General features: G+C 70.9%; 25 protein-coding genes, 1 tRNA gene and 1 pseudogene. 10 read left to right on the plus strand and 17 right to left on the minus strand.

Annotated elements, in window-relative coordinates:
• Nucleotides 1-797 (plus strand): annotated as a pseudogene (locus IEY82_RS36730) (serine/threonine protein kinase); the annotation flags it as partial.
• 19 nt (nt 798-816) lie between these two features.
• Here IEY82_RS36730 and IEY82_RS36735 read toward each other — a convergent pair.
• Complete coding sequence (locus tag IEY82_RS36735; protein WP_372459761.1) at nt 817-1848, minus strand: M48 family metallopeptidase; 1032 nt, start codon at nt 1846-1848, stop codon at nt 817-819.
• An 87-nt stretch (nt 1849-1935) separates the two neighbouring features.
• Here IEY82_RS36735 and nadD point away from each other — a divergent pair, with 87 nt between their 5' ends.
• The 5 genes from nadD to IEY82_RS36760 all read left to right on the plus strand — a co-directional run bounded on the left by nadD (nt 1936) and on the right by IEY82_RS36760 (nt 5087).
• Nucleotides 1936-2556, plus strand: coding sequence for a nicotinate-nucleotide adenylyltransferase (gene nadD / locus IEY82_RS36740; protein WP_189128906.1), 621 nt, complete (start codon nt 1936-1938; stop codon nt 2554-2556).
• 91 nt (nt 2557-2647) lie between these two features.
• Entirely contained in the window at nt 2648-3043 is a 396-nt protein-coding gene (gene rsfS / locus IEY82_RS36745; RefSeq protein WP_189128907.1) for a ribosome silencing factor, read from the plus strand.
• On the plus strand, nt 3040-3669 hold the full coding sequence (locus IEY82_RS36750) for a histidine phosphatase family protein (RefSeq protein ID WP_189128908.1): 630 nt from the start codon (nt 3040-3042) through the stop codon (nt 3667-3669). Before rsfS ends, IEY82_RS36750 begins: the two co-directional genes overlap by 4 nt.
• A gap of 112 nt (nt 3670-3781) precedes the next feature.
• Nucleotides 3782-3854 (plus strand) — tRNA-Ala (locus IEY82_RS36755).
• Between the two features lie 252 nt (nt 3855-4106).
• The gene (locus IEY82_RS36760; RefSeq protein ID WP_225264251.1) at nt 4107-5087 is read left to right on the plus strand and encodes a zinc-binding dehydrogenase; all 981 of its coding nucleotides are present in this window, start codon (nt 4107-4109) and stop codon (nt 5085-5087) included.
• A gap of 108 nt (nt 5088-5195) precedes the next feature.
• Here the strand turns inward: IEY82_RS36760 and IEY82_RS36765 are convergent, their stop codons facing one another.
• Nucleotides 5196-5555 (minus strand): MerR family transcriptional regulator, encoded by a 360-nt coding sequence (locus IEY82_RS36765; protein WP_308425904.1) that lies wholly within the window; start codon nt 5553-5555, stop codon nt 5196-5198.
• 10 nt (nt 5556-5565) lie between these two features.
• Between IEY82_RS36765 and IEY82_RS36770 the strand changes: the two genes are divergently transcribed.
• Nucleotides 5566-6537, plus strand: a complete 972-nt coding sequence (locus IEY82_RS36770) for an NAD(P)-dependent oxidoreductase (protein WP_229697784.1) — start codon at nt 5566-5568, stop codon at nt 6535-6537.
• Nucleotides 6538-6753: 216 nt separating this feature from the next.
• Here the strand turns inward: IEY82_RS36770 and IEY82_RS36775 are convergent, their stop codons facing one another.
• On the minus strand, nt 6754-7386 hold the full coding sequence (locus IEY82_RS36775; protein ID WP_189128910.1) for a pyridoxamine 5'-phosphate oxidase family protein: 633 nt from the start codon (nt 7384-7386) through the stop codon (nt 6754-6756).
• Between the two features lie 346 nt (nt 7387-7732).
• On the opposite strand from IEY82_RS36775, the gene IEY82_RS36780 reads away from it, so the two are divergent.
• Nucleotides 7733-7957 carry a hypothetical protein gene (locus tag IEY82_RS36780; protein WP_189128911.1) on the plus strand — a complete coding sequence of 75 codons (225 nt, stop codon included), beginning with the start codon at nt 7733-7735 and terminating at the stop codon, nt 7955-7957.
• Here the strand turns inward: IEY82_RS36780 and IEY82_RS36785 are convergent.
• The 12 genes from IEY82_RS36785 to IEY82_RS36840 all read right to left on the minus strand — a co-directional run bounded on the left by IEY82_RS36785 (nt 7924) and on the right by IEY82_RS36840 (nt 20208).
• On the minus strand, nt 7924-8970 hold the full coding sequence (locus tag IEY82_RS36785) for an agmatinase family protein (protein WP_189128912.1): 1047 nt from the start codon (nt 8968-8970) through the stop codon (nt 7924-7926). The two genes, IEY82_RS36780 and IEY82_RS36785, sit on opposite strands and share 34 nt — an antisense overlap.
• A gap of 25 nt (nt 8971-8995) precedes the next feature.
• The gene (locus tag IEY82_RS36790; protein ID WP_189128913.1) at nt 8996-9781 is read right to left on the minus strand and encodes an amino acid ABC transporter ATP-binding protein; all 786 of its coding nucleotides are present in this window, start codon (nt 9779-9781) and stop codon (nt 8996-8998) included.
• Nucleotides 9778-10749, minus strand: coding sequence for an amino acid ABC transporter permease (locus tag IEY82_RS36795; RefSeq protein ID WP_189128914.1), 972 nt, complete (start codon nt 10747-10749; stop codon nt 9778-9780). Before IEY82_RS36795 ends, IEY82_RS36790 begins: the two co-directional genes overlap by 4 nt.
• A complete protein-coding gene (locus IEY82_RS36800) occupies nt 10736-11644 on the minus strand; it encodes an ABC transporter substrate-binding protein (RefSeq protein ID WP_189128915.1) in 909 nt (302 codons plus the stop codon). The genes IEY82_RS36795 and IEY82_RS36800 overlap by 14 nt, the downstream gene beginning before the upstream one ends.
• Before the next feature lie 259 nt (nt 11645-11903).
• The gene (locus IEY82_RS36805) at nt 11904-13199 is read right to left on the minus strand and encodes a PucR family transcriptional regulator (RefSeq protein ID WP_189128916.1); all 1296 of its coding nucleotides are present in this window, start codon (nt 13197-13199) and stop codon (nt 11904-11906) included.
• Nucleotides 13200-13256: 57 nt separating this feature from the next.
• A complete protein-coding gene (locus IEY82_RS36810) occupies nt 13257-14366 on the minus strand; it encodes an L-2-amino-thiazoline-4-carboxylic acid hydrolase (RefSeq protein ID WP_189128917.1) in 1110 nt (369 codons plus the stop codon).
• Entirely contained in the window at nt 14363-15601 is a 1239-nt protein-coding gene (locus IEY82_RS36815; RefSeq protein WP_189128918.1) for a metal-dependent hydrolase family protein, read from the minus strand. Before IEY82_RS36815 ends, IEY82_RS36810 begins: the two co-directional genes overlap by 4 nt.
• Nucleotides 15601-16476, minus strand: coding sequence for a dimethylsulfonioproprionate lyase family protein (locus IEY82_RS36820; protein WP_189128919.1), 876 nt, complete (start codon nt 16474-16476; stop codon nt 15601-15603). The genes IEY82_RS36815 and IEY82_RS36820 overlap by 1 nt, the downstream gene beginning before the upstream one ends.
• A gap of 178 nt (nt 16477-16654) precedes the next feature.
• Nucleotides 16655-17245: a TetR/AcrR family transcriptional regulator gene (locus IEY82_RS36825; protein WP_189128920.1), complete on the minus strand. Its 591-nt coding sequence runs from the start codon at nt 17243-17245 to the stop codon at nt 16655-16657.
• Between the two features lie 24 nt (nt 17246-17269).
• Nucleotides 17270-17995: an ABC transporter ATP-binding protein gene (locus tag IEY82_RS36830; protein ID WP_189128921.1), complete on the minus strand. Its 726-nt coding sequence runs from the start codon at nt 17993-17995 to the stop codon at nt 17270-17272.
• A complete protein-coding gene (locus IEY82_RS36835; RefSeq protein ID WP_189128922.1) occupies nt 17992-19134 on the minus strand; it encodes an ABC transporter permease in 1143 nt (380 codons plus the stop codon). Before IEY82_RS36835 ends, IEY82_RS36830 begins: the two co-directional genes overlap by 4 nt.
• 69 nt (nt 19135-19203) lie before the next feature.
• Nucleotides 19204-20208: a helix-turn-helix transcriptional regulator gene (locus IEY82_RS36840; RefSeq protein ID WP_189128923.1), complete on the minus strand. Its 1005-nt coding sequence runs from the start codon at nt 20206-20208 to the stop codon at nt 19204-19206.
• Nucleotides 20209-20254: 46 nt separating this feature from the next.
• Here IEY82_RS36840 and IEY82_RS36845 point away from each other — a divergent pair, with 46 nt between their 5' ends.
• Nucleotides 20255-20707 (plus strand): hypothetical protein, encoded by a 453-nt coding sequence (locus tag IEY82_RS36845; protein WP_189128924.1) that lies wholly within the window; start codon nt 20255-20257, stop codon nt 20705-20707.
• Here IEY82_RS36845 and IEY82_RS36850 read toward each other — a convergent pair.
• Together IEY82_RS36850 and nhaA are read right to left on the minus strand one after the other, a co-directional pair.
• Complete coding sequence (locus IEY82_RS36850; RefSeq protein ID WP_189128925.1) at nt 20685-21437, minus strand: hypothetical protein; 753 nt, start codon at nt 21435-21437, stop codon at nt 20685-20687. The genes IEY82_RS36845 and IEY82_RS36850 overlap by 23 nt on opposite strands.
• An 84-nt stretch (nt 21438-21521) precedes the next feature.
• Entirely contained in the window at nt 21522-23351 is a 1830-nt protein-coding gene (gene nhaA, locus IEY82_RS36855; protein WP_189128926.1) for a Na+/H+ antiporter NhaA, read from the minus strand.
• Between the two features lie 208 nt (nt 23352-23559).
• Here nhaA and IEY82_RS36860 point away from each other — a divergent pair, with 208 nt between their 5' ends.
• Complete coding sequence (locus tag IEY82_RS36860) at nt 23560-25104, plus strand: M28 family peptidase (RefSeq protein WP_189128927.1); 1545 nt, start codon at nt 23560-23562, stop codon at nt 25102-25104.
• Nucleotides 25105-25107: the final 3 nt, after the last annotated feature.

A 25107-nucleotide genomic window follows, 5' to 3' on the forward strand; every position in this document is an offset into this window, starting at 1 on the left:
TCCAGCTCGCCGCCGCCGCGGGAGCGCGCGGCCGTGCGGCCGCCGACGGAACGGCGCGGAGTCGCGCCGCCGCCGAGGGGCCGGCGCGGAGCCGTACGGCGACCGAGGGGGCGGCCCGGACGCGCACGGCCGCCGAGGGGAAGGTGCCCGCGCCACGCGGACGGGTCAATGACGCCAGGGTCCGGGCTCGTGCGGCGGAGGCCGCCAAAGCAGGACGGGCCCGGACCAAGGCCGCGACCGGCACCGCCAAGCAGCGCCGCGCCGAGTCGGGCGCCACCACGCTGCCGGCGGGCAACACGGCGCTGCTGCTGCTGGCCGTGCTGGCCGTGCCGTGTGTGGTGGCGTCCGTGATCTGGCCGATCGCGACCATCGTCATCACCGCGGTGTTCGTGGTGCTCATCAGGCTGGTCTGGATGAGCCACTGGATGGTGCGGAAACGCACGTCACGGCGGTGGCGGACGGCACTGCGGGTGCTGTTGTTCCCCTTCGCGCTCGCCGGGTCGGCCGTGACCGCGGTGGTGTGGCCGGGTGTGCCCGTCTCGGTGGCGGCCGGCGGAGCGCTCTGGCTCATCGGCGGCGGTCAGATCGCCGCCGACTGGTGGCTGCAGCCCGCTCCGGTCACCGCCGCCGGCGTGGTGTTCGGCATGCTGTGCGGCGGCATCACCGGCCGCGAGATCGAGCGGATCGGCGAGCACCTGCCGGAGCTGCGCCGGGAAGGGCTGCGCGCACTGGCCGTGCTGGGCGGGTTCGTCGCCCTGTGCGCGGCTGCCGTACGCGCGATCGCCCTGCTGCTCTGACCCCTGCTGCTCGGACGGATCAGCCCTGGCCGCCGTCACGGCGGGAGAAGCGGTTGAAGATGCGCTCGCCCGCGTTGACCGCGCCCTCGGCCACGTCGCGCAGCACGCCGATGAACGGGTCCTGCGACTGTGACCAGGACTCGCGGTAGGACTCGGCCGCCGCCTTGACCTCGTCGGTGACCCTGGCGTTGGCGTCGTCCTCCCTGCGCGGGTAGTCGCCGCCGAGAATGCGGTCGTAGTCGCCGCTGCGGTGCCACTTGTCCAGCTCGGCCACGCGCACCACGGCGAACGGGTGGGTGGTGCCGAGCAGGTTGAGGACCTTGAGGAAGCCGTCGCGCAGGTCGCCTGCGGTGTCGTACTCGTGGTACTGCTCCAGGAACGCCTCGATGTTCATCTCGTGTGTGTAGTCGCCGCCGGCGAGCTTCATCAGCGCGCGCTTGGCCGCCTCGGGGTCCTGGCCGGTGAGCAGGCCGCCGCGGTCGGAGGACAGCTCGGACTTGCGATACCACTCTTCGAGCCCCGCGACGATCGCGCGCAGGCCGATGTAGCCGAGCGGGATCCAGGCGACGCGGGTGGCGAGGCGGGTGAGGATGTCGAGCATCGTCCGGTAGACCGCGTGACCCGACAGGATGTGCGAGGTCTCGTGGCCGATGACGAAACGCTGCTCCTCCTCGTTCATGAGGTTGAGCAGGCCGGTGGTCACGACGATGAACGGGTCGTCGAAGCCGATGGCCTTCGCCTGCACCTGGGGGTCCTGCTGAACGTAGATCTCGGGGATCCGGTGCAGGTCGAGGGTGTAGGCGGCGTCGCGGCCCATGTCGTAGAGGGAGCGGAACTGGGTCTCGCTCACGCGCACGGCCGACGCGAGGTACATCAGGCGCAGTCGGCGCTCGCTGATCAGGCCGGACATCTGCTTGAGGACCGTGTCGAACCCGCTCAACTTACGCAGAGCGACCAGAGCCGACCGGTCTGCGGGGTGTTCGTAGGCACGGGACGAGATGCCGGGCAGTTGGACGCGGTTGCGGTCCGGGGTGGTCGTCATGCCCGGCATGCTACGTCCGCCGGGGAAGGGATGCGCGTTCATCACGAAGGGGGGTGCCATCATGTTGGGTCGCGGCTTCCGCGTAAGGTCCGTTTCATGATGAACGCGCCTGGCGCTCAGGGGAAGCGACGCGTTGGTGTCATGGGCGGGACGTTCGATCCCATCCACCACGGCCACCTGGTCGCCGCCAGTGAGGTGGCCCATCACTTCGACCTCGACGAGGTCGTCTTCGTGCCGACGGGGAGGCCGTACCAGAAGGCGGAGCGCGAGGTGTCGGCGCCCGAGGACCGCTATCTGATGACGGTCATCGCGACGGCGTCGAACCCGCGTTTCTCGGTCAGCCGGGTCGACGTCGACCGCCCCGGGCCGACCTTCACCATCGACACCCTGCGCGATGTCTCGGACATCTACCGGCACGACTGCGAGCTCTACTTCATCACCGGTGCCGACGCGCTCGGCGCCATCCTCACCTGGCAGGACGCCGACGAGCTGTTCGAGCTCGCCCACTTCGTCGGCTGCACCAGGCCCGGGCACACCCTGCACGATCCCGGGCTGCCCGAGGGCAAGGTCACGCTGCTGGAGATCCCGGCCCTGGCCATCTCGTCGTCGGAGTGCAGGCAGCGTGTGGCCAAGGGGGAGCCGATCTGGTACCTGGTGCCCGACGGCATCGTCCAGTACATCAACAAGCGCGGGCTCTACCGGGCCGCGGGCGCCTAGGGTCTTCGAGCCGTACGTGAGGTGTCTGTGCCGGGAAGGGTAGGCTCGGGGGCAAGGGCATGCTGCCGACACAGGAGGACAGACCCGCATCGTGACCGCATCTGAGAGAGCCGTCCAGCTGGTGCAGATCGCCGCCGAAGCCGCGGCCGACAAGCTGGCCGATGACATCCTCGCCTACGACGTGAGCGAGCAGCTCGTCATCACCGACGCGTTCCTGCTCTGCTCCGCCACGAACGACCGCCAGGTACGCGCCATCGTCGACGAGATCGAGGACAAGCTGCGCACCGAGGCCGACGCCAAGCCGGTGCGCCGCGAGGGCGAGCGCGAAGGCCGCTGGGTGCTCCTCGACTACATCGACATCGTCGTGCACGTCCAGCACGAGGAGGACCGCACCTTCTACGCGCTCGAGCGCCTGTGGAAGGACTGCCCGGCCATCGCGCTGCCGGAGAGCGTGATGCAGGCCAACATCCAGCGGGCCCGCACTTGAGCAGGCGCATCGTCTGCCTGCGGCACGGCCAGACACTGTGGAACGTCGAACAGCGCTTCCAGGGCCACTCCGACATCCCGCTCGACGAGACCGGCCAGGCCCAGGCGGCCAGGGCGGCCTCCCTGCTGGCGTCGCTGCGTCCGACGCTGATCGTCTCCTCCGACCTGCAACGGGCCAACGACACCGCGCTCGCGCTCGGCCGGATCGCCGGCCTGGACGTGCTGGTCGACAAGGACTTCCGAGAGCGGGGCGGCGGCCAGTGGGAGGGGCTCACCCGCGAGGAGATCGCCGCCCGCTGGCCGGAGGAGTACGTGGCCTGGGAGGCGCCCGACGGCGAGCTGGTCGGTGACGTCGCCCTGAGGGTGGCCGCGGCCATGCGCCGCTGGGCGTCCCGGCTGGAGGACGACGGCCTGCTGGTCGTCGCCTCGCACGGCGCCGCGCTGCGGCTCGGCATCTGCGAGCTGCTCGGCCTGCCCGAGCAGCTCTGGCCGGCCCTGGGCGGGCTGGGCAACTGCTCGTGGTCGGTGTTGCAGGAGGGGCGCAAGGGGTGGCGCCTCCTGGAGCACAACGCGGGCACGCTGCCGGAGCCCGTCAACAGCGACGACCGTCCCGACGCCGTGGCCTGATGACACATGAGCACGGGCCGCATGGTGCGCGGCCCCGTGCGATTAGGCGAATCCCGGGGTTGGATATATGCTGCCGGAGCGCCGCCCGCGAGCAGACTCGTGGCGGTGACCAGGGGCTATGGCGCAGTTGGTAGCGCGCCTCCATGGCATGGAGGAGGTCTGGGGTTCGAATCCCCATAGCTCCACATCATCCACCAGGTCGAAAGCTCGGTTCCAGAACATGGAGCCGGGCTTTCGTCGTACCGGGGCAGAGCAGGGGCAGGTCGGCGGTCCGACGGTGGCTTGCTCGCCGCCGACAGGTGGTGTGTGGCAGGCGGATGCGGCTCGTCCGCGACCGGTGCAGGGCCGCATGCCGTAGTACATCATCATTTGACCTCAACCTCGGTTGAGGGTGAAGAGTGCTCTGCGTCGCTGTCGGACAAGCTGAGCGCAGGGGAGTGATCGACGTGCGAGTGGTGCGGGCGACACGTTTCGGAGGTCCTGAGGTTCTGGTTCCAGGTGAGGCGCCGGAGCCGGTCGCCGGACCGGGACAGGTAGTGGTCGACGTATCCGTTGCGGGCATCACGTTTGTCGAGACGCAGATCCGGCGTGGGGTCGACAAGTGGCATGACAGACCCGCACTGCCGTACGTGCCGGGCGGTACGGTGGCCGGCCAGGTGGGTTCGGTCGGGGAGGGCGTGGATCCGAGCTGGTCCGGACGGCGTGTCCTCGCCGATGTGGGGGAGACCGGCGGGTTCGCCGAGCGTGCGGTGGCCGTGGTGCAGAATCTGATTCCGGTGCCGGATGGGCTGAGGCTGCCCGAGGCCACCGCTCTGCATACCGACGGCGGCACCGCACTGGGGCTGGTCGAGGGAGCTCGGATTCTTCCCGGGGAGTGGGTGCTGGTCGAGGCGGCAGGCGGAGGTGTCGGTACTCTGCTGGTGCAGTTGGTCCGGGCGGCAGGCGCCAGGGTCGTGGGAGCCGCGCGCGGTGCACGGAAGCTGGAGATGGTCCGTGATCTGGGCGCGGATGCCGCGGTCGACTACTCGGACCCGGATTGGGCGAAGCAGGTATGCGAGGCCACCGGTGGTGCGGGTCCTGATGTGGTGTTCGACGGGGTCGGCGGAGCGATCGGCCAGGCCGCGTTCGAGGTGACGGCGGTCGGCGGCCGCTTCTCCGTCCACGGTGCTTCCAGCGGTCACGTCACGGAGATCGATCCTGCCCAGGCGCGACGACGCGGAGTCGAGGTGATCGGGATCGAGCAGCTCTTCGGCTTCGGGCCGAAGATGCGAGGCTGGGCCGAGCGGGTGATGTCGGAAGCGGCGGCGGGCCGGATCCAGCCGATCATCGGGCAGACTTTCCCCTTGGAGCGCGCTGCGGACGCGCACGCCACGATCGAGTCGCGAAGTGCCCTGGGCAAGACTCTCCTGCTGATCTGACGGCGCTCCAGAGCGCTGCTGCGGCGCAGGACCGTCTCCCCGGTTTGAGGGGACTGACAGGTGAGCTTGAACGCCCCCTGGGCCCCTTGCCGAAACCCAACAGATGGCTCAGGCGGGGACGGGTTCCTGGTCAGCGTCGTCAAAGGGCGGGTAGCTCTCGCCGGCCATTCGATCGGCTGCGTCGATGTAGTGGGTGAGCGCGTCGCGGGACTGGGCGAGCCTTGCCATCTGATCGTCCAGGCGCTGCAGCCGTGACCGCATCGCGGCCAGCAACTCGGGACATCCGAGCAGCTCCGGGGCCTCACCGACCGCGCAGGGCAGCAGGTACGCGATGTCCTCAGAGGACAAGCCCGCACCAAGCAGGTGCCGGATCTGCTTCACCCGCAGCACGGCGCTCTCGTCGTACTCGCGGTAACCGTTCGCGCCCCGGTCCGCCTCCAGCAGACCCTGGGTCTCGTAGTAGCGCAACTGATGGGCGTTGACGCCCGTCCGACGACTAAGTTCCCCGATCAGCATCGAACCCTCACTTGACCTTCACACCGGTATCAACGTTGACGATGCTGCCATGAACCGCAAAACGGATACACCCGTGACAGTCATCGGACTCGGACTGATGGGCCGGGCACTCGCCGGCGCGTTCCTGAAAGCCGGGCATCCCACCACCGTGTGGAACCGCACCACCTCCAAGGCCGACCAGCTGGTGGCCGAGGGGGCACGGCTGGCGCCAACGGTCGGCGACGCGCTCAGGGCTGGTTCCCTGACGATCGTCTGCGTCACCGATTACCAGGCCGTGTACGAGCTGCTCGGTGTGAGCGACAGCGAGCTGGACGGCAAGATGTTGATCAATCTGACCTCGGGCGACTCGGCCCAGGCCCGGGAAGCCGCCCAATGGGCCGAGCAGCGTGGCGCCCATTACCTGGACGGGGCCATCATGGCCATCCCGCCGGCGATCGGGACCGCCGAGGCGGTGATTCTGCACAGCGGGCCGCGGTCGGGCTTCGAGATCCACAAGGCAACGCTCGACGCGCTCGGCACCGTCACCTACCTTGGTGCGGACCATGGGCTGGCGTCCCTGTACGACGTGGCCGGCCTCGCCATGATGTGGAGCGTCCTGAACGCCTGGCTCCACGGCACGGCCCTGCTCAGGACGGCCGGTGTTGACGCCGCGACGTATGCGCCGTTCGCGCGGCAGATCGCCGCCGGTGTGGCCGAATGGCTGCCCGGATATGCCGAGCAGATCGACAGTGGCTCCTTCCCGGCCGAGGTGTCGGCCCTGGAGACCGACGTGCGGGCGATGGCACACCTGATCGAGGAGAGCGAGGCAGTGGGGGTCAACGCCGAACTGCCGAAGTTGATCAAGGCGATGGCCGACCGCTCGATCGCCGCCGGACACGGTGGGGAGCAGTATCCCGTGCTGATCGAAGAGTTCAGCAAACCCCGCAACGACTGACCGATCCCGATACCGGGATCTCGGCGCTGTCGGTGAAGTCGAGTCCGTGGTGGGGGCCCGGAAACGATCATCTCCATCTCGTAAGGCGATCTTCCAGGCTCCGCCCCGCCCCAGCTCACCCCCACTAGTGAACACACCACCCAGGTCAAAGGCCGTTTCCCAGTCGTGGGAAGCGGCCTTTCGCGTCGCTGGGTGACCAACTGAGTGCGCGGGACGTCAGTACTGGTTCGTCCTGGCGTCCAGGTCGAGCCCCTCGTCGAGCTCCTTGGCGGATACGCCCTTGATGCGCAGCTGGTCCTTGGCGATCCGGCCGAGCGTGGGCAGGCCGCCGCGATCCGGCCAGGTCTCGGGCCGCCACAGCGACGAGCGCAGGAACGCCTTCGCGCAGTGCATGTACAGCTCCTCGACGTCGACGAGCACCGCCAGCCGCGGCCGCTTGCCCTGGACGGTCAGGTCGTCGAAGAACGGGGCGTCCGACACGAGCGTCGCGCGGCCGTTGACGCGCAGTGTCTCGTTCATCCCCGGCACGATGAACAGCAGCCCGACGTGGGGGTTGTGCACGATGTTGCGGAGGCTGTCGAGCCGGTGGTTGCCGGGCCGGTCGGCGAGCACCAGCCGGTGGTCGTCGAGGACCAGGACCGACCCGGCGGGGTCCCCTCGCGGCGAGAGGTCGCAGGCTCCGTCCGCGTTGGAGGTCGCCAGCAGGACGAACGGAGAGTGGGCGATGATCGTGCGCGCGTGCTCGTCGATCCGGCCGATGTCCTTGTCCCAGGCGTTCTGCCTCGGCTCCACTACGATCTCCCGGAGCTCGGCCTCGGTCGCCACCGTACGGATTTCAGAAGGGTTCACCCCCCAAGCCTAGTCAAGCCGGGCGTTTCACGATTTTCCCGGCTGGGGAGCCCGAGGGTGCCGCCCGGTCGTCGTGCTGCCGCGCTCACTAGGGTGGGGGAATGCCGCTCGCGCTCCACCGCGTCCTCCCATGACCAGAGAGGCCCGCATCCATCCTGCCCGCCCTCGCGGCGGGGTCGGTCGAGACGCCGTTCGTGATCCTCGGCTGGAGCGAGACCATCGCCCGCGACACCACCTGGAACGAGCACTCCCACCCCTTCCACGAGCTGCTCTGGAACGAGCGGGGCGCGTCCACGGCCGTGGCGGGGGCGGAGGTCTGGACGGTCACCCGTCCCTGGGGCTGTGGATGCCCGCGGGCACGCTGCACTCCGGCTCGGCGATCGCCGGCACCTGGTGCGGCGCCAACTTCTTCGGCTTCGGCAGCATGACCGCGATCTCTCCCACGCCCATCGGCGTCGAGATCACCCCGCTGCTCAGGCTGCTGCTGGAGCGGCTCGCCGACCCGGAACTGCCCTCCGGCTCACGGGCGGCGGATCGTCAGTCCTCGTGGGTGATGGGGGTCGGGTCGTAGCCGCGCCAGCCGTCGTTGCGGCGCAGGAAGAGGCCGGCCAGGAAGCTGAGCAGGCCCCCGGTCATGGTGCGGCCCGTCATCGCGGAGACGTCCCGGGACGGGTCGTGCTCCACGAAGTCGATCGCCGCCACCTTCGGGTGCTGGCCCAGCGCGTACAGCGCCTCGTACAGGTCGACCGGGTGCAGGCCCTCCGGGGTGGCCGCTCCGGTGCCGGTCGCGTAGCCGAGCTCCAGCACGTCGACGTCCACGGTGACGTAGATCGCGTCGGTGCCGTCGCCGGCGATCCGCACCATCTGCTCGATCACGGCGTCGATGCCCGTCCGGCGCACCTGGCGGCCGGTGATGATGGTGCCGCCCTGTCCCTCGACCCACCGCTTGTAGTAGCTGGCGTTCATGAAGCCGTGGATGCCGACCTGCACCAGGTTCTTGCCCGAGAAGGGGAGACCGGATTCGAGGAGCTGGCGGATGGGCGTGCCGTTGGTCGGGCCGTGGTCCATGACCCGTACGTCGTTGTGCGCGTCGAAGTGGATGAGGCCGAGCTTCTGCCCGGGGTGGGTGCGGGCGAAGGCGCGCGCGGCCGGCGCCGTGATGGCGTGGTCGCCGCCGATCAGCACCAGGAACGAGTCACCCGAGGCCCGCCACAGCGCGGACATGGTGTCCTCGATGCGCCGCAGGCCCTCGTACTGGTCCAGCACCGGCACGGCGATGTCGCCGAGATCCCGGGCCGTCATGCTGGCCAGGTCCACGTCGAAGTCGGGGCTGTAGGTGGTGAAGGACGGCGTGGACAGCCGCAGCGCGTCCGGCGCCGCGAAACAGCTCGTCGGCAGGATCGAGGTCGTCGACAGGCCCACACCCACCAGACCGACGTCGAAGGACGAGTCGAAGTCCCAAGGACGCAGCCAGTTCCACACCCGGGGCTCGAAGCGGTCCTCGAACCTGCCGTTGAGCACGATGCCGGGCTCCTTGAGGTGCGCCACGTCGTGCGCGCGCAGCCATTCCTCGCGTGCGGTCATCGTTGTCTCCTTCCTGTGTCCCGAGCTAGAGGACCCGGCGCAGGAAGGCCTGGGTCCGTTCGTGGCTCGGGCGCTCCAAAATCTCGGACGGGTGGCCCTGCTCGACGAGCCGCCCCTGGTCCATGAACACCACCCGGTCGGCGACCTCGCGGGCGAACCCCATCTCGTGGGTGACCACGATCATGGTCATGCCGTCCCGGGCCAGGTCGCCCATCACCGCCAGGACGTCGCCCACCAGCTCCGGGTCCAGCGCCGACGTCGGCTCGTCGAAGAGCATCAGGCGCGGGCGCATGGCCAGCGCGCGGGCGATCGCCACCCGCTGCTGCTGGCCCCCGGAGAGCTGCCTCGGGTACGCCGACTCCTTCTCCGCGAGACCGACCCTGGCCAGCAGTTCGCGACCGGCGGCCTCGGCCTCCCGTTGCCGCATCTTGCCGAGCCGTACTGGCGCCTCGACGACGTTGCCGAGGACGGTCATGTGGGGGAAGAGGTTGAACTGCTGGAAGACCATGCCGATCTGCTCGCGCTTGCGGCAGATCTCGCGGTCCTTCAGCTCGTAGACCTTGTCGCCCTTGCGGCGGTAGCCGACGAGTTCGCCGTCCACCTCGATCCGGCCGCCGTCGACCTTCTCCAGGTGGTTGACGCAGCGCAGCAGCGTGGACTTGCCCGAGCCGGACGGCCCGATCAGGCAGACGACCTCGCCGGGCCACACCTCCAGGTTGATGCCGCGCAGCACTTCGAGCCGGCCGAAGGACTTGCGGACGCCGCGGATGCGGACCGCGGGCGGGGACGCGGACGCTTCGGATGTCGTCATGGGCGTTCCCTCCCCGCGGTCACCCGCGTGTCGTGCGGCCGGAGCCGGCGCAGCAGGCCGCCGGCGAAGGTCTCGGTCGTCCGCCGGTGGCGGGACGTCCTGCGTTCCAGATAGGTCTGGCCGAGGGTGAGCACGCTGGTCACGATGAGGTACCAGAGGCTGGCCACCATCAGCAGCGGGATCGTCTCGTAGGTCCGCGAGTAGATGACCTGTGCCGAGTAGAGCAACTCGGGCATCGCGATCACGCTGATCAGCGAGGTGTACTTCAGCATCGAGATCGTCTCGTTGCCGGTGGGCGGCAGGATGACCCGGATGGCCTGCGGCAGCACGATGCGCCGCATGATGACCGAGCGGCGCAGGCCGAGCGCCTGGGCGGCCTCGGTCTGGCCGTGTTCGACGGAGTTGATGCCGCCCCGCACGATCTCGGCCATGTAGGCGGCCTCGTTGAGCGACAGCCCGATGATGGCGACCAGCGCCGGAGTGAGGATGTCGTTGGCCGGGATGTCGAAGAACTTGGGGCCGAACGGCACGCCGACGGTCAGCACGGGATACAGCGCGGAGATGTTGAACAGGAAGATCAGCTGAACCAGCAGCGGGGTGCCGCGGAAGAACCACGTGTAGAGGTTGGCGCCGCCCTTCAGCACCGGATTCGGCGAGAGCCGCATCAACGCGATGATGATGCCGAGGACCACCGCGATGGTCATGGACACCGCGGTCAGCCAGAGCGTGGTCCACAGGCCGGACAGGATCGCCGAGGAGAAGAAGTACTCCCCGACGACGTCCCACTGGAAGCGCTCGTTGGTGACGAGGGAGGAGGCGACCGCCACCGCGACGACGAGCACGAGTGCCGAGGCGACCCAGCGGCCGGGGTGCCGCAGCGGCACGGCGCGTACGTCGTCGCCGTGCCCCCGCGGGTCCCCTGCCACGTTGCCGTCGTCCAGGGAGGTCGTACGGTCAGCTTCGGGCATCGTTCACAGTGATCTTGGTCAGCGCGCCGTCCGCGACGCCGTACTTCTCCAGGATCTTGAGGTAGGCGCCGTCGTCGACGAGCTTCTGCAGGGCCTTCTGCAGGACCGGCACGAGCTTGCTGCCCTTCGGCAGGGCCATGCCCACCGGCGCCTCGTTGATCGCCTCACCGACCTGCTTGATCTTGGAGTCGGGCTTGGCCTCCAGGTAGGCGTTCTGCAGGCTGTCGCCGCACAGCGCCTCGATGCGGCCGCTGGTGACGGCCAGCATGGCCTGCTGGAGCTGCTGGAACACCTGCAGCTTGACGGCGGGCTTGCCGGCCTGCTCGCACTTGGTGCTCTGCTCCGACAGGTACATCTCCTCGGCGCTGCCCCGCACCACGCCGATGGTCCGGCCGCAGCTGGTCTCCAGCGTCAGGTCGTCGATGTCGCTGTCGGCGGTGACGACGAAGCCGGAGGAGTCGATGATGAAGTCGACGAAGTCCACCTGCTCCTGGCGCTTCTTGTTGTCCAGCATCGCGGAGATCGTCACGTCGTAGCGGCCCGCCGCCAGCCCGGGGATCAGGCTGTCGAAGCTGGTGTTCTGCAGGTCGATCTCGGTGCCCAGCACATCGCCCAGGGCCTCGCCCAGGTCGATGTCGAGCCCGGCGGGCTTGCCGCCCTCGTCCACCGCCCACGGCATGCCGATCGTGAGGTCGGTCGCGCCCTTGAGCGGGCCGGTGAACCCGGCGGCCTTGAGCTCCTCGGCCAGCGCGGGATCGGCGCTGGCCCAGGTGCCGGCGGGCTTGGCGGTGGTCTGGCCGGCGCCCGAGCCGGCGTCGCCGGAGCCGCCACCGCACGCGGTCAGCGCGAGCGTGGCGGTCAGCGCGAGGGTGAGCAGTCTCGTCGTCCGGTTCATCGTCCGCCCCCTACCTGGAACACGACAGTGGAGCGCGGAGTGCCCGCCGGGGCGGGATCCGGTGGAGAGCGGTCATCGAACCTCCAGGGAAGGGGTGGGATTGCCGGAATCTTCGCAGAGTGACCTTCCGCTGACTGCCGACAGATGTTGCACGTCGGGACGGGTGGAGCGACATTTGTCAACGCGACGCGAACCGGCGGGCGCGTCGAGGGCGGGGATCATGACCGGCGGGCGTCTCCGGCCGTTGGCGTACGCTCGCCTACGTGTCGCTTAACGCGGGGGAGCCGGTGCTCGCGGCGCCGGCCGCGTCCACGCCGTACGGCTGACGCAGCCGCAGGAGCCGGGCCAGTTTCAGCTCCAGATGGGCGACCAGGCGATCGTGGCCGTTGCCCAGGTCCAGGCCGGTGAGCTCCTCGATGCGGCGCAGCCGCCCGTAGAGCGAGGCGCGGTGCAGGTGCAGCCGCTGGGCGGAGCGCGCCACGTCTCCGGCGTTGTCGAGGAAGACCTCCAGCGTCTCGGCCAGCGGGGCGCCCACGCTCTCCCGGTCGATCAGCAGGCGGATGCCGGGATGGAGGACGACCTCCTCCGGCTGGTCGTTCACGAGCTGGGCGATGCGCGCGTACACGCCGAGGCCGCTGTGGTGCACGGTCCGGGCCATGCTGCCGAGGGAGGCGGCCACCTGGGCGCCGCGCAGCGCCTCGCGGTAGGAGGCGACCAGCTCCGTGAGCTGCGGGCACGCGTTGCCCACGCCGGCCCAGACGGTGAACGGACCGGTCGCCGACAGGGCCAGCTCGATCTTCTCCCGGGCCGTCTCGGCGAGTCTCTGGTCCAGGGTGTGCCTCGGCACCGCCCCGTCGTCCGGCCTGGCCATCACCAGGAGGCCGTGGTTCTGGCGTACCAGGCTCAGGGTCTGCCTCGCGGGAAGGGTCATCCGCACCGATTCGAGGGCCGCCGACAGGCTCGACCGCTCGGCCTCGCCCAGCCCGGCCCCGGTGCCGGAGACAGGCAGGAACACCGCCACGGCGGCCGGCCATTCGTGCCGGAAGATGTCCGCGTCGGCGATGCGCTCGACCGCGCGGACGCGGGCCTCGATGTCGTCGGACAGCAGCCGGATCAGGCTCTCCCGCTCGCTGAGGCTGCGCAGCTCGTCGATGTGCCGCTGGCGCTGGAACACCTCGGCGACGCTCTCGGCGGCGGCCTCGATCCGGCGTCGCCGCGACTCGGCCAGCTCGGGATCGTCGACCTGCACCCAGATGTAGGCGACGGCCTTGCCGCCGACGCGGGCGACCGCGGCCCAGCGCGGGCAGGTCATCCCGATGGCGGGGTTGGCGGGGAGCAGGAAGGCGCCCTTGCGTTCCGGGGCCCGGTGGACGGTGATCCAGCGCAGGATGTCGGGGCCGGCGTGACGGCGCAGGATGGCCTGCTCACGGGCCGGGTCGTTGCCGCTGGGATGGTAGGTGTAGACGTACTGCCGGAGCTGCGTGTCGTCGATCGCCACCGGCCGGTCAAGGGCCGCCCCCAACCGGTCGGCGATGCGTTGCAGCTCGGCAATCATGCCGCCATCGTAGGGGCAAAACCCCCTCACCTGGGCAAATAGCTATTAAAGCGATATTTAGCCCAGACGGTCGAACTCCTCAGGGGTGGGATCGTCCTCGGTGAGCAGCCCGGGAACGGTGAAGCGGAACCTGCAGACCTGGTCGCCGCGCGACTTCACCGACGTCCAGCGCACCTCGGTCTCCGGGTTGTAGCCCTGGAAGAGCCCCCGGTGGTTGGAGGAGTCGAACAGGTAGCCGAGCCGCAGTCCTTCCTCGCCCTCCGACGCCCAGACCTCCGCCAGGGGGCAGTAGGTGCAGTCGAGGTAGTAGGCGCCGTCGCTGATGTGCTGGCGCTCCTTGAAGACGAAGACCGCCTCGCTTGGGTCGCGCTCCTGCAGGCCGTCGGTGCTCGCGAAGTTGGCCATGGTCAGCGGCTTGCCCAGGGCGAGCATGCGGTCGCGGATCGCGCCGCCCCGGTCGGCGCCGAACCGGTAGGCCGCCTGCCGGATGGTCTCCTCGCCGGAGGCGTCGTAGGCCCGTACCAGCTCTCGCGAGATGTACATCTGCATCGCCGCGAGCAGGCCGGTGGTGCGCCGGTTCACCTCGATCAGCCGGACCGGATCCGCCGCCAGGGCGCCGAGGCGCGGCGCCCGCTGCGCCGGATCGGCCCCCGTGACGCGCAGGCGCCAGGGACGGGCGGCCACGTCGTCGGCCTCGATGCCCACCCCGGCGCCGTAACCCGTCGCGATGCCCGCCGACAGCTCCGGCCAGTAGAGGCGCAGGGCGGACAGGGCGGCGGTCTCGCCGATCTGCTCGGTCAGGTACGCCCGGCCGGGAGCCTCCGGCAGGGTCAGCACGACGGCCGGCCCGTCGGTGGCGACCGAGAGCTCGCCGTCGGCGGCGGCCAGCTCCCATTCGCCGCTGTCCCAGTGTTCGAGCAGCGCGGCCGGGTCGCGGCCGGTGACGAACGAGGCGGCCTGATCGCGCATGGCGGTGCCGCGGAAGACGCCCTCCTGGCGGACTCCGCGGGCGATCGCCTCCAGGCCCGGGGCGCCGTGCTGGCGCTCGACCGCCTGGTAGAACACCTTCAGCTTCAGCCAGTGGTAGTCCTGGAAGGACCGCAGCGACGCGAGAGACGACGCTCCCGTCTCCTTCGTCCCGGACGCGGTGGCGTGGTCGGCGGTCATGAGCGGTTGCCGTCCTCTCTTCGGTTGTACACGCGGCGGCCGGCCTGCCACGTCTCGGTCACCCGGCCGCGCAGGTCGGACAGATCGGTTAGTTCGCCTTCGAGCAGCACCAGGTCCGCCGTCAGGCCCGGCGCGACGCGGCCGATCCGGTCCGAGAGGCCGAGCAGCTCCGCCGCCCGGGAGGTGGCCGCGGCCCACACCTCGTACGCGGGCAGCCCGCACTCCGCGAGCAGCGGAAGTTCGCGCAGGTTGTCGCCGTGCGGGCCGATTCCGGTATCGGTGCCGAGCGCGATGTCGACGCCCGCCTCGATGGCCTTGGCGACGGCGTCACGGTGCACGGACGCGACTTCGAGCGCCTTGTCGAGCACGGCGGGCTCGTGCAGTTCGCCGCGCTGGGCCGCCTCGATGACCGACGTCGGCGCGATGAGGGTGGGAACCAGCCAGGTGCCGTGCGCCAGCATGAGCTCGATCGCCTCGTCGTCGAGGAAGATGCCGTGTTCGATGGAGCGGACCCCCGCGCGTACGGCGTTCTTGATGCCCTCCACGCCCTGGGCGTGCGCCATCACGTGCACGTGCGCCGCGTTGGCCTCGGCGACCAGCACGGCGAGCTCGTCGGGGCGGAAGTGGGCATGGCGCGGATCGTCCGAGGGCGACAGCACGCCGCCCGTGGTGGCGACCTTGATCACGTCAGCGCCGGCCCGCAGCATGGTGCGGACCGTCCTGCGCATCTCGTCGGGGCCGTCGGCGATCCCCGACGGCACGCCCGGATGCTGGGCGAAGAGGGCCAGGTCCACGCCACAGCTCAGGTTGCCGTCGTTGTGCCCCCCGGTCTGGCTGATCATGTTCACCGCGATCAGGGTGCGCGGACCCTCGATCAGGCCCCGCGCCAGCGCCTGCTTCAGGCCGAGGTCGGCGCCCGCCGCGTCCCGCACGGTGGTGATGCCGGTCTCCAGCGTCTTGCGGCAGTTGACCACCGCCTGGAAGAAGTGCAGCGAGAACGGGTTGGAGACGCGGTTGACCAGGTTGATGTCGGAGAGCGTCAGGTGCACGTGCGTGTCGATCAGGCCGGGCAGGACGATCCGGCCGGTCGCGTCGACCACCCGGTCGCCGTCGCCGATGGCGAGCTCGGTGCCCACCCCGACGATGACGCCGTCCTCGACGAGTACGTCGGCGGCTTCGGGAGCGGTGCCCGTGCCGTCGAAGACCCGGCCGCCGGTGAAGAGGGTGCGGCCCATCAGACGTGACATCCCCGGCGGGGGCCCGTCTCCAGCGGACGGCGCGGCGGCGTGGAGTAGACCGGCTCCAGCGGCTCCCAGGCCCAGGTGCCGTCGCACGCGTCGAGTGTGTAGAACCAGTACATGCGCAGCTCGGAGTCGCCGGTGTCGATGCCGTGCGGAGCCCACGCCGGCACGTACACCGTGTCGCCCGGCGCGACCTCGTAGGCGTCGTCGCCCACGTAGATCGTCGCGGTGCCCTCGAGCACGTGGTAGATCTCCGCCGGGGCGTGGCGGTGGATCGTGTAGTGCAGGTGCGGGTCGACGCCCGCCGTGCCGATCACGAACTCCTTGGTGCCGGACGCCGGCTCCAGCAGGTAGCGGCAGCGCAGCCGCATCCCCTTCGACGGCTCGACCGGGACCCACGAGACCATGTCCTCGGCGACCGCCCACCGGTCGAACAGCCCCGTGGACGGGGCGGTGTTCGGGTTCGCGCCCGATTCGAGCGCCGTGTCGGGCAGCAGCCGGGAGGTCACGGTCTTCTCGTGGCCGCCGGTGGCGTAGGCGACGAAGAAGCGCGCGGGCTCGGCGCCGAGGTTGGCGATGGAGTGCGCCTCTCCGGGCGGGAAGTAGGCGGCGCCCGGAGCCGACAGCTCCACCGAGCCGCCCGGTCGCCACAGCCGCAGCGTGCCCTCGGCGATGAAGATCGCCTCGGCGTGCCCGTTGCTGTGGGTGGGCACGACCTGGCCGGGCGCGAGCGTGACCTCGCCGAAGGTGATGTCCGCGTCGGCCCCGAGGGTGTCCGGCAGCAGGCCGAGCACCTGCGTGTCACGGAATTCGGGCAGTTGGTGGAGGTTGTCTCCGGAACGCGAGGCGACAGACCGCGGAAAGTGCATCGAAGCGGGCAACAAAGCTCCCAGTGCGACAAAAGCCGTTTTCGGGCATAGAGCCCGTTTCGCCGACGATGCTAGGCGGGGGCGGGATCTCACGGACCGGGTATTCGTCGCGTGCATCCGGCGGGCGGCGCAACATCTGTCGAGCCGTCTCGTCCTGGTGGAGACGAGGCGGCCCCGCTCAGGCCGTCGTCTCGCCCGCGGCGCGTACGAACGGCTCCAGCAGGGCCCGCGCGGACTCCCAGACGGTCTCCAGCTCGGTGCCGGACTCGATCAGCCGGGATCCGGCGAACACGATGGCGTTGATCATCTCGGCCGTCTCGGACACCGCGGGGACGCCGAGGTGGCGCAGCGCATCCACCAGCGGCTCCAGCAGCTGCTCGTGCATGGCACGGCTCTGCTCGGCGACCGCTTCGCCCGGCGCGACCTCCGCCAGGACGGTGGCCAGCGCGTGCTCGCCCTCGGTGATGAGCTCGAAGTTGGTCAGCACGTAGGCGAGCACGCGGTCGGCGGGGGTCGCGGCGGCCTCCATCGCGGCGGCGACCCGGGCCGACCAGCGAGGGAAGACGTCCTCCACCAGCGCGTTGAGCAGGTCCTCCGATGACCGGAAGTACTGGTAGAGGCTGGGCCGGGCCAGCCCGGCGCGTGCCGCGACCCGGGTCAGCGTCGGTGGCCGGCCGGTCTCCGCGAGGATCTGCCTGGCCGCGTCGAGCAGCGCCCGGTGCTGGGCGGCCCGATGCTCGGCGACGGTCGGCGCCTGGATGCGTGGCACCTGCCCTCCTCCACCATGGTCGGCCTACTCCGACAGTCTCCCATCCACCATCGACAGGACGCGGTCGCAGTGGCCGAGCACGTCGTGATCGTGGGTGACCATGATCGTGGCCACGGCGGACTCGTGCGTCTCGTGCGCGAGCAGCTTGACGATGTCGTCACTGCGGGCGCGGTCGAGCGCGGCGGTCGGCTCGTCCACCAGCAGCACGGCCGGGCGGGTGACGAGCGCGCGGGCGATGCCCACCCGCTGCCGCTCGCCGCCGGACAACTGGTGGGGGCGGTGCCCGGCGCGGTGCCCCATGCCGACCCGGTCGAGCAGCTCTCGCGGGTCGTGCCCGTCACCCGCGCGCTTGCCCGCCACGTCGAGCGCGAAGCGGAGCTGGTCGAGCGCGGTGAGGGCGGGGATGAGGTTGCCGGACTGGAAGACGAACCCGATCCGCTCGCGGCGGTGGCGCGCCTTCTCGCGGGAGCTCGCCCGCGAGATGTCGACGCCGTCGAGCAGGACCCGGCCGGTGTCGGGCGTGGTGAGCGCGCCGGCGACGGCGAGCAGGCTCGACTTGCCGGAGCCGGACGGCCCGACGATGGCGACGAACTCGCCGGACGCCACGTCGAGGTCGACGTCGTCGAGCGCGGTGACCGTGGCGTCGCCGTCGCCGAGGGACAGGGTGACGCCCTCCACCAGCAGGCCACCCCGTTCCTGGGCGCCGGCCCGGCGGGAGTCCGGGTGCGGGGACGTGGAGCGGGTGGTCATCGTTGCCCTCCCAGGGCTGCGAGCGGGTCGACGCGGACGATGCGGCCCACGGCCGCCGCGGCGCCGGCGAGGCCGAGGCCGACGAGGAGCAGGGCGGCGAAGACGAGCGGGCCCGCCTCCAGCGCGAACGGCATGGGGGTCGTGGTGAGCAGGGTGCCGCCGCCCACCCCCAGCAGGAAGCCCGCGGCGGTGGACACGGTCAGGATCACGGTCGCCTGGATCATCGTGTCCCGCATGAGATAGCCGGTCGAGGCGCCCATGGCCCGTACGACGGCGAGCTCGTGCTTGCGCTGGATCGTCCAGACGGTGAAGAACGTTCCGACGACGAGCGCGGAGATGGCGTACAGGAAGACCTGGATGAGGGTGAGGGTGGAGGTCTCGGCGGAGTAGCCGGGGGAGGCGCTGAAGGACTCGTCGAGCGTCATGCTCGTGGTGCCCGCCGCGGCGTCGCCGCCGGCCAGGTCGATCCGGTCGCCGTCCCGGGCGCGCAGGGCGATGGCCGTGGCCTCCTCGTACGCGCCCTCACGCGCCTGGTCGTCCGGCCCGGCGCCGGCGTGCACCTGCTGCCAGGCGCGCAGCGGCAGGTACGCCACGTCGACGTGCCCGAAGGTGCGCTGGTCGCCCGTGCTGCCGACGACCTTGAGCCGGGTGCCCAGGCGGTCGATGACGACGGTGTCGCCGATGGCCAGGCCCTCGTCCAGGACGGTCTGGCTGACCACGATCCCGTCGGGGTCGCCGAGCCCGGCGCCGTCGGAGACGGTGGGCGCGAGGAACGAGCCGGGCTCGACGCCGAACAGGGCCAGATCGATCGGCACCTGACTGCCGGCGGCGGTCGTGGCCTTGGCGTTGACCAGCATGTTGCCGAACGCCGCGGCGTCGGCGACGTCGTCGCGGCCCTTCCACGCCTCGGCCTGGTTCAGGTTGACGGTGCTGCGGGAGAACGCGGAGTCGGTCTTGGTGCCCTCGGCGAAGGCGAACGCGGTGACGGGCAGCCGCTGGAGCCCGGAGACGCCGTCGTTGACGAGCCCGGAGGACAGGCCGGACAGCAGGACGACGAGGATCGCGATGAGGGCGACGACGCCGCCCATCAGGCCGAAACGTGCGCGGGCGAAGACCAGCTCGCGCCAGGCCAGGAACATGGCACTCCTTTTACACGGGGACGGACGAGCGCCCCGACTTGCCGACGCGCCGTTGGCAAGATACCAACATTAAGTCGGAAAGATGGAATTCCCGATGTGGCCGGCGCGATAGAGCAGGGCCACCTGCTCGGCGGCGGTGAGCACCCGTTCGCGCAGCTCCGGCGGGGAGATCACCTCGGCGTCGGCCCCCAGCCTGAGGAACTCGCCCACCGCGTGGCCGATCGACTCGATCGGCACCGTCACCCGCGTCCAGCCTTCCGCGTCGGCCGGCTCGGCGCTGGCCCGCGCCGCCGTGACCACGCCGGGCGTCATCAGGTCGGCGAGTCGGCGCAGCCCGTCCGGCGACAGCCGCACCACCGCCTGCCCCCAGCGCAGCCGGGCCTCGAACTCCGCGAGGTGGCCCTGCCAGTAGGCGACCAGGTCGAAGTCCTCGGGCCGGGTGAAGCGCTCGGGCAACGGCCGCAGGCGGAGGATCTGCGAGACCCGGTAGGTGCGCACCTGCTCGCCGGACCGCGCCACCAGATACCACCGCCCCGCCTTGACCACCAGCCCGTACGGCTCCAGCCGCCGGTCCACCTCCTGGGGAGCCTTCCACCGGCGGTACCTGATCTGGAGCGCGTGCTCGTTCCACACGGCGTCGGCCACGGCGGGCAGATGGGGGACAGGGTCCTGGTCGCGGTACCAGGAGGGGGCGTCGAGATGGAAGCGCTGCTGGATCCGTCCGGCCCGGTCGCGCAGCTCCTCGGGCAGCGCGGCCATCAGCTTGAGCTGCGCGGCCGTCACCACCGCGCCCAGCCCCAGCTCGGCCGCGGGCCCCGGCAGCCCGGCCAGGAACAGCGACTCCGCCTCGTCGGGGGTCAGCCCGGTCAGCCTGGTGCGATAGCCGTCGAGCAGCTGGTAGCCGCCCCTGGGGCCGGCGTCGCCGTACAGCGGGATGCCGGCCGCGTGCAGCGACTCGACGTCACGGTAGATCGTCCGGACCGAGACCTCGAGCCGCTCGGCGAGGGCCTGCGCGGTCATGCGGCCGCGGGTCTGCAGAAGAAGCAGGATCGAAACGAGGCGAGATGCGCGCATATTCACTGACATTACCTGTCAGTGACCCTGCCCTACGGTCTCGCTCATGAACGACTTCGACTTCCTCATCGGCACCTGGAACGTGACCAACACCCGGCTCGTCAAGCGGCTCGCGGGCAGCGACGAGTGGGAGGAGTTCCCCGGCAGGTCCGTCATCACCCGGCACTTCGACGGCGCCGCCAACTTCGACGAGATCGTCTTCCCGACCAAGGGCTACGCCGGGCTGACGCTCCGGATCTACGACCCGGCCACCGAGCTGTGGTCGATCTACTGGGCGAGCAGCGTCACGGGCGTGCTCGGCCTGCCGCCCATGGTCGGCCGCTTCGAGGGGCGCCGGGGCGAGTTCTACGCCGACGACACCGACGAGGGGAGGCCCGTGCGCTGCCGCTTCGTCTGGACCGTCCTGGGGGAGGACGCCTGCCGGTGGGAGCAGGCCTTCTCGGTGGACGGCGAGCAGACCTGGGAGACCAACTGGATCATGGAGTTCGCGCGGGCGTGACGCTGTCCAGGATCGCGTCCAGCGCCTGGCGGGCCGCCTGTCCGTCGGGCTCGGCGTTGCCGTAGACGTAGGAGATCGCGCCGTCCGCCTGCACCGCCACCAGGCGGACGTAGGCGGGATCCTGGCCGGCGCCGGCGAAGACCACCCGGAACGACGCCGTCGCGGCGGGCAGGCCGCCGAGCTCCAGCGGCCGCGTGCGCGTCTCCTCGCCGCTGTCGATGGCGGGCAGCAGGCGCCGGGCGGTCTCCATCGCGACGGTGCGGGCCCTGGCCTGCAGCTGCTCGGGGCTCAGCGCGGGCCCCTCCTGACGGAACGCGACCACGGTCGTGCCGCCGTGCGCGATGCCCGAGGTGAACGCCGGGTCGCCGGTCTTCGCCCAGCCCGCCGGGAGAAGGTAGGAGACCTGGGCGCGCGTGTCCGTGACCCGCGGCGGCCCCGTGGGCGCTCCCACCGGCCCGGCCGGCGTTCGGGCATCGGCCTGGGCCCGCGTCCAGAGGATCGCGGCCACGGCCAGCGCCGCCACGAGCACCGCGATGCCGCCCACCACGATCGCCCACCACCAGCCGGACCTGCTGGGCTTGGTCTCGTACTGGGGGACGTCGGGCAGCATGTCGGGGGTGTAGGGCAGGCGCTGCGTGCCCGGGTTCTCCGGCGGGGCGGGACGCGGCCAGCGGTGCCTGACCGTCCGGCTGGGATCGGGGTCCTGCGGGCCGGGACGTTCTGAAGTCATGGATCCTCGGAACACGGGCAGGGGGCGGGCTACAAGGCCATTGTCACATCCGTACGCTACGTCCAGATCAGCGGGAAATATCGGTTAACTGCCGGGATCGGATTCGGCCGCGGCCACGTTCACCCGAGCGTGGGCCGCGTCGATGGCCCGGGAGAGCGAGACGCGGTCCAGCTTGCCCTGGTAGCGGACCCCGTTGACGAACAGGGTGGGCGTGCCGCGCACCCCGCTCGCGTGGCCCGACTGCTCGTCGGCGGCGATCCGGGCGGTCTGCCGGGCGGGGTCGGGCCAGGGGTCCACGCCCAGGTCGGCGGCGTAGCGGGCCAGGTCGGCGTCGGTCAGGGCCCGCTGGTTGGCGAAGAGGACGTCGTGCATCTCCCAGAACCTGCCCTGCTCGGCGGCCGCCTCGGCGACCAGCGCGGCGGGGAAGGCCCTCGGGTGGATGGCGCGCAGCGGGAAGTGCCGGAACACGTGCCGCACGTCGCGCCGCTCGTCGAGCAGTTGCCGCAGGACCGGGTGCAACCGGCCGCAGTAGGGGCACTCGAAGTCGCCGTACTCGACGATCGTCACCTTCGCGCCGGCCGGGCCGCGCACGTGGTCGCCGGGGCCCACCGGGACGCTCAGCCGGTCGGGCAGCTCCTCCTCCGGCTCGGCCTCGGGCGGCGCGCACACCCCGCCGCGGTCCCAGGCCATCCGGAAGATGATCCAGCCGGCCAGCGCCGACATCAGGGAGCCGGCCAGAATGCCGATCTTGGCCTGGTTGTGCAGCGAGGTGTCGTCGAAGGCCAGGTCGACGATGAACAGCGACACCGTGAAGCCGATGCCCGACACCGCCGCGCCGCCGAACAACTGCCCCCACACCAGGTTTCCCGGCAGCACGCCCCAGTTGAGCCGCAGCGGCAGCCAGGTGCCGAGCGCGATGCCGGCGAACTTGCCGAACAGCAGGCCGAGGGCCACGCCGATGGCGATGGGCGAGGTCGCGGCCTGGCGCAGCGTCTCGGCGTCCAGCCGCACCCCGGCGTTGGCCAGCGCGAACACCGGCACGATCACGTACGCGCTCCACGGATGCAGCCGCAGTTGCAGCCGCTCGTTGACCGAGACGGCCCGCTGCACCCGCCGCGTCACCTCGCGCGCCGCGCGGGGGTTGGGGTCGTTGGTGAACTCGTGCACCGCCTCGCCCGCGGCCAGCAGTTTGTACTCGCTCGGCGCGTACACGAAGACCAGCACCCCCAGCGCGATGCCGACCAGCGTGGGGTGCACGCCGCTCTCCAGCGTCGCCACCCACAGCCCGAACCCGAGCACGATGTACGCGGGCGCCCGCCAGATCTTCAGCCACCGCAACGTCATGATCGCCGCCAGCAGCGCCGCGGCGATGAGCAGCGCGACGACGGACAGGCTCTCGGTGTAGAAGATCGCGATGACGATGATCGCGAGCACGTCGTCCACGATCGCCAGCGTGAGCAGGAACGCCCGCAGCGGGTCCGGGCACCTGGCTCCCACGATGGCGAGCAGCCCCAGCACGAAGGCGGTGTCGGTGGCGATCGGGATGCCCCAGCCGCCCGCGCCGGGCCCGCCGGCGTTCAGCGCGAGGTAGACGCCGGCGGGCAGCAGGATGCCGCCGAGCGCGGCGATGGCCGGGACGGCGATCAGCCGCCGGTCCCTGAGCTGCCCCAGCCGGACCTCGTAGGAGATCTCGAGACCGATGAGGAAGAAGAAGATCGCCATCAGGCCGTCGTTGACCCAGTGGCGCAGGTCGAGGGAGAAGTCGGCGGTGCCGAACGACAGGCCCATCGGGGTGTGCCAGAAGGCGTCGTAGGTGTCGCCCCAGGGCGAGTTGGCCCAGAGGAGGGCCAGCAGGGTGGCGCCCAGCAGCACGCTGGTGCTCCCCGCTTCGGTCCTGAAGAACGCCCGCAACATCCTCAAACCTCCGATGTCCGTTGATACGGAAGTTGAACGTGAAGCCGCCCGCTCTGATTTCCGGCCGGCCGGACATTTATGGGTCTTCTCAAGATGAGCGTGGCTCGTTACGTTCGGGCGGCGCGCAGATAGGCCAGGACGGAGCGGCGCACCCCCGGCCGCCCCCTTGGCGAGCACTCCTCTGTCCTACCCCCCAACGGAGGAAGCCATGAAGCTGCTCCACACCACGTTAGGCGCATTGGCGCTGGTCGTCCCGCTGGCGCTGACCGCACCGGCGGCGGCGTCCCCAGCGGCGTCCACGGCGACGGCCACGGCGACGGCCATGGCCGTGGCGCCGCCCAACATCCCGCTGGCCAACGTCAAGGCCCATCTGACCCAGTTGCAGACGATCGCCACCGCCAACGGCGGCAACCGGGCGCACGGCCGCCCCGGCTACCTGGCCTCGGCCAACTACGTCAAGGGCCGGCTCGACGCCGCCGGGTACACCACCACGCTGCAGTCCTTCACCTACAACGGCGCCACCGGCTACAACGTCATCGCCGACTGGCCCGGCGGCGACCCGAACGACATCCTGATGACCGGCGCCCACCTCGACAGCGTGACGGCCGGGCCCGGCATCAACGACAACGGCTCCGGGTCGGCCTCGATCCTGGAGGTCGCGCTGGAGGTCTCGCGCCAGGCGCTGCAGCCGTCCAAGCACCTGAGGTTCGCCTGGTGGGGCGCGGAGGAGCTGGGGCTGCGCGGCTCGCAGTTCTACGTCAACAACCTGCCCGCCACCGAACGCGCGAAGATCAAGGGGTATCTGAACTTCGACATGGTCGGCTCGCCCAACGCCGGCTACTTCCTGTACGACGGCGACAACTCCGACGGCGTCGGCGCGGGCCCCGGCCCGGCGGGATCGGCCGAGCTGGAGCAGACGCTGCAGTCGTACTTCGCCTCCATCGGCGTGCCCACCCGGGGGACCGACTTCGACGGCCGCTCCGACTACGGCCCGTTCATCGCGGTCGGCATCGCGGCCGGAGGCACGTTCACCGGCGCGGAGGGGATCAAGTCGTCCGCCCAGGCGCAGCTCTGGGGAGGCACGGCGGGGCAGGCGTTCGACCCCTGCTACCACCGCGCCTGCGACACGACCGCCAACATCAGCGACACGGCGCTGGACCGCAACGCCGACGCCGTCGCCCACGCGGTGTGGACGCTCGGCACCGCCGTGCCGCCGGTCACCGTGTGGTCGGACACGTTCGAGACGAGCACCGGCTGGGTCACCAACCCCGACGGCACCGACACCGCGACCGCGGGCCTGTGGGAGCGGGGCGACCCCGAGGCGACCACCTCCAGCGGCGCCAAGCAGCTCGGCACCACGGTGAGCGGGACGAACGACCTGGTCACCGGGCGCACGGCCGGTTCGAGCGCGGGCGCGAACGACGTCGACGGCGGCCTCTCGTCGATCCGCTCGCCGGCGATCACGCTGCCCGCCAGCGGGGTGCTGAAGGTCTCGATGTCGTGGTACCTGGCCCACGGCAGCAACTCCTCCAGCGCCGACTTCTTCCGCGTGCGGGTCGTGGGCTCCTCCAGTGCCACGGTGTTCACCCAGGCCGGCGCGGCCACCGACCGTGACGGGGCCTGGGGCACGGCCAGCGCGGACATCTCCGCCTTCGCCGGGCAGAGCGTCCGCATCGTGATCGAGGCCGCCGACGCCTCGGGCGCCAGCCTGGTCGAGGCGGGCGTGGACGACGTCAAGATCACCCAGCAGTGACGT

The organism is Nonomuraea cavernae, from assembly GCF_014646355.1.
GTDB lineage: Bacteria > Actinomycetota > Actinomycetes > Streptosporangiales > Streptosporangiaceae > Nonomuraea > Nonomuraea cavernae.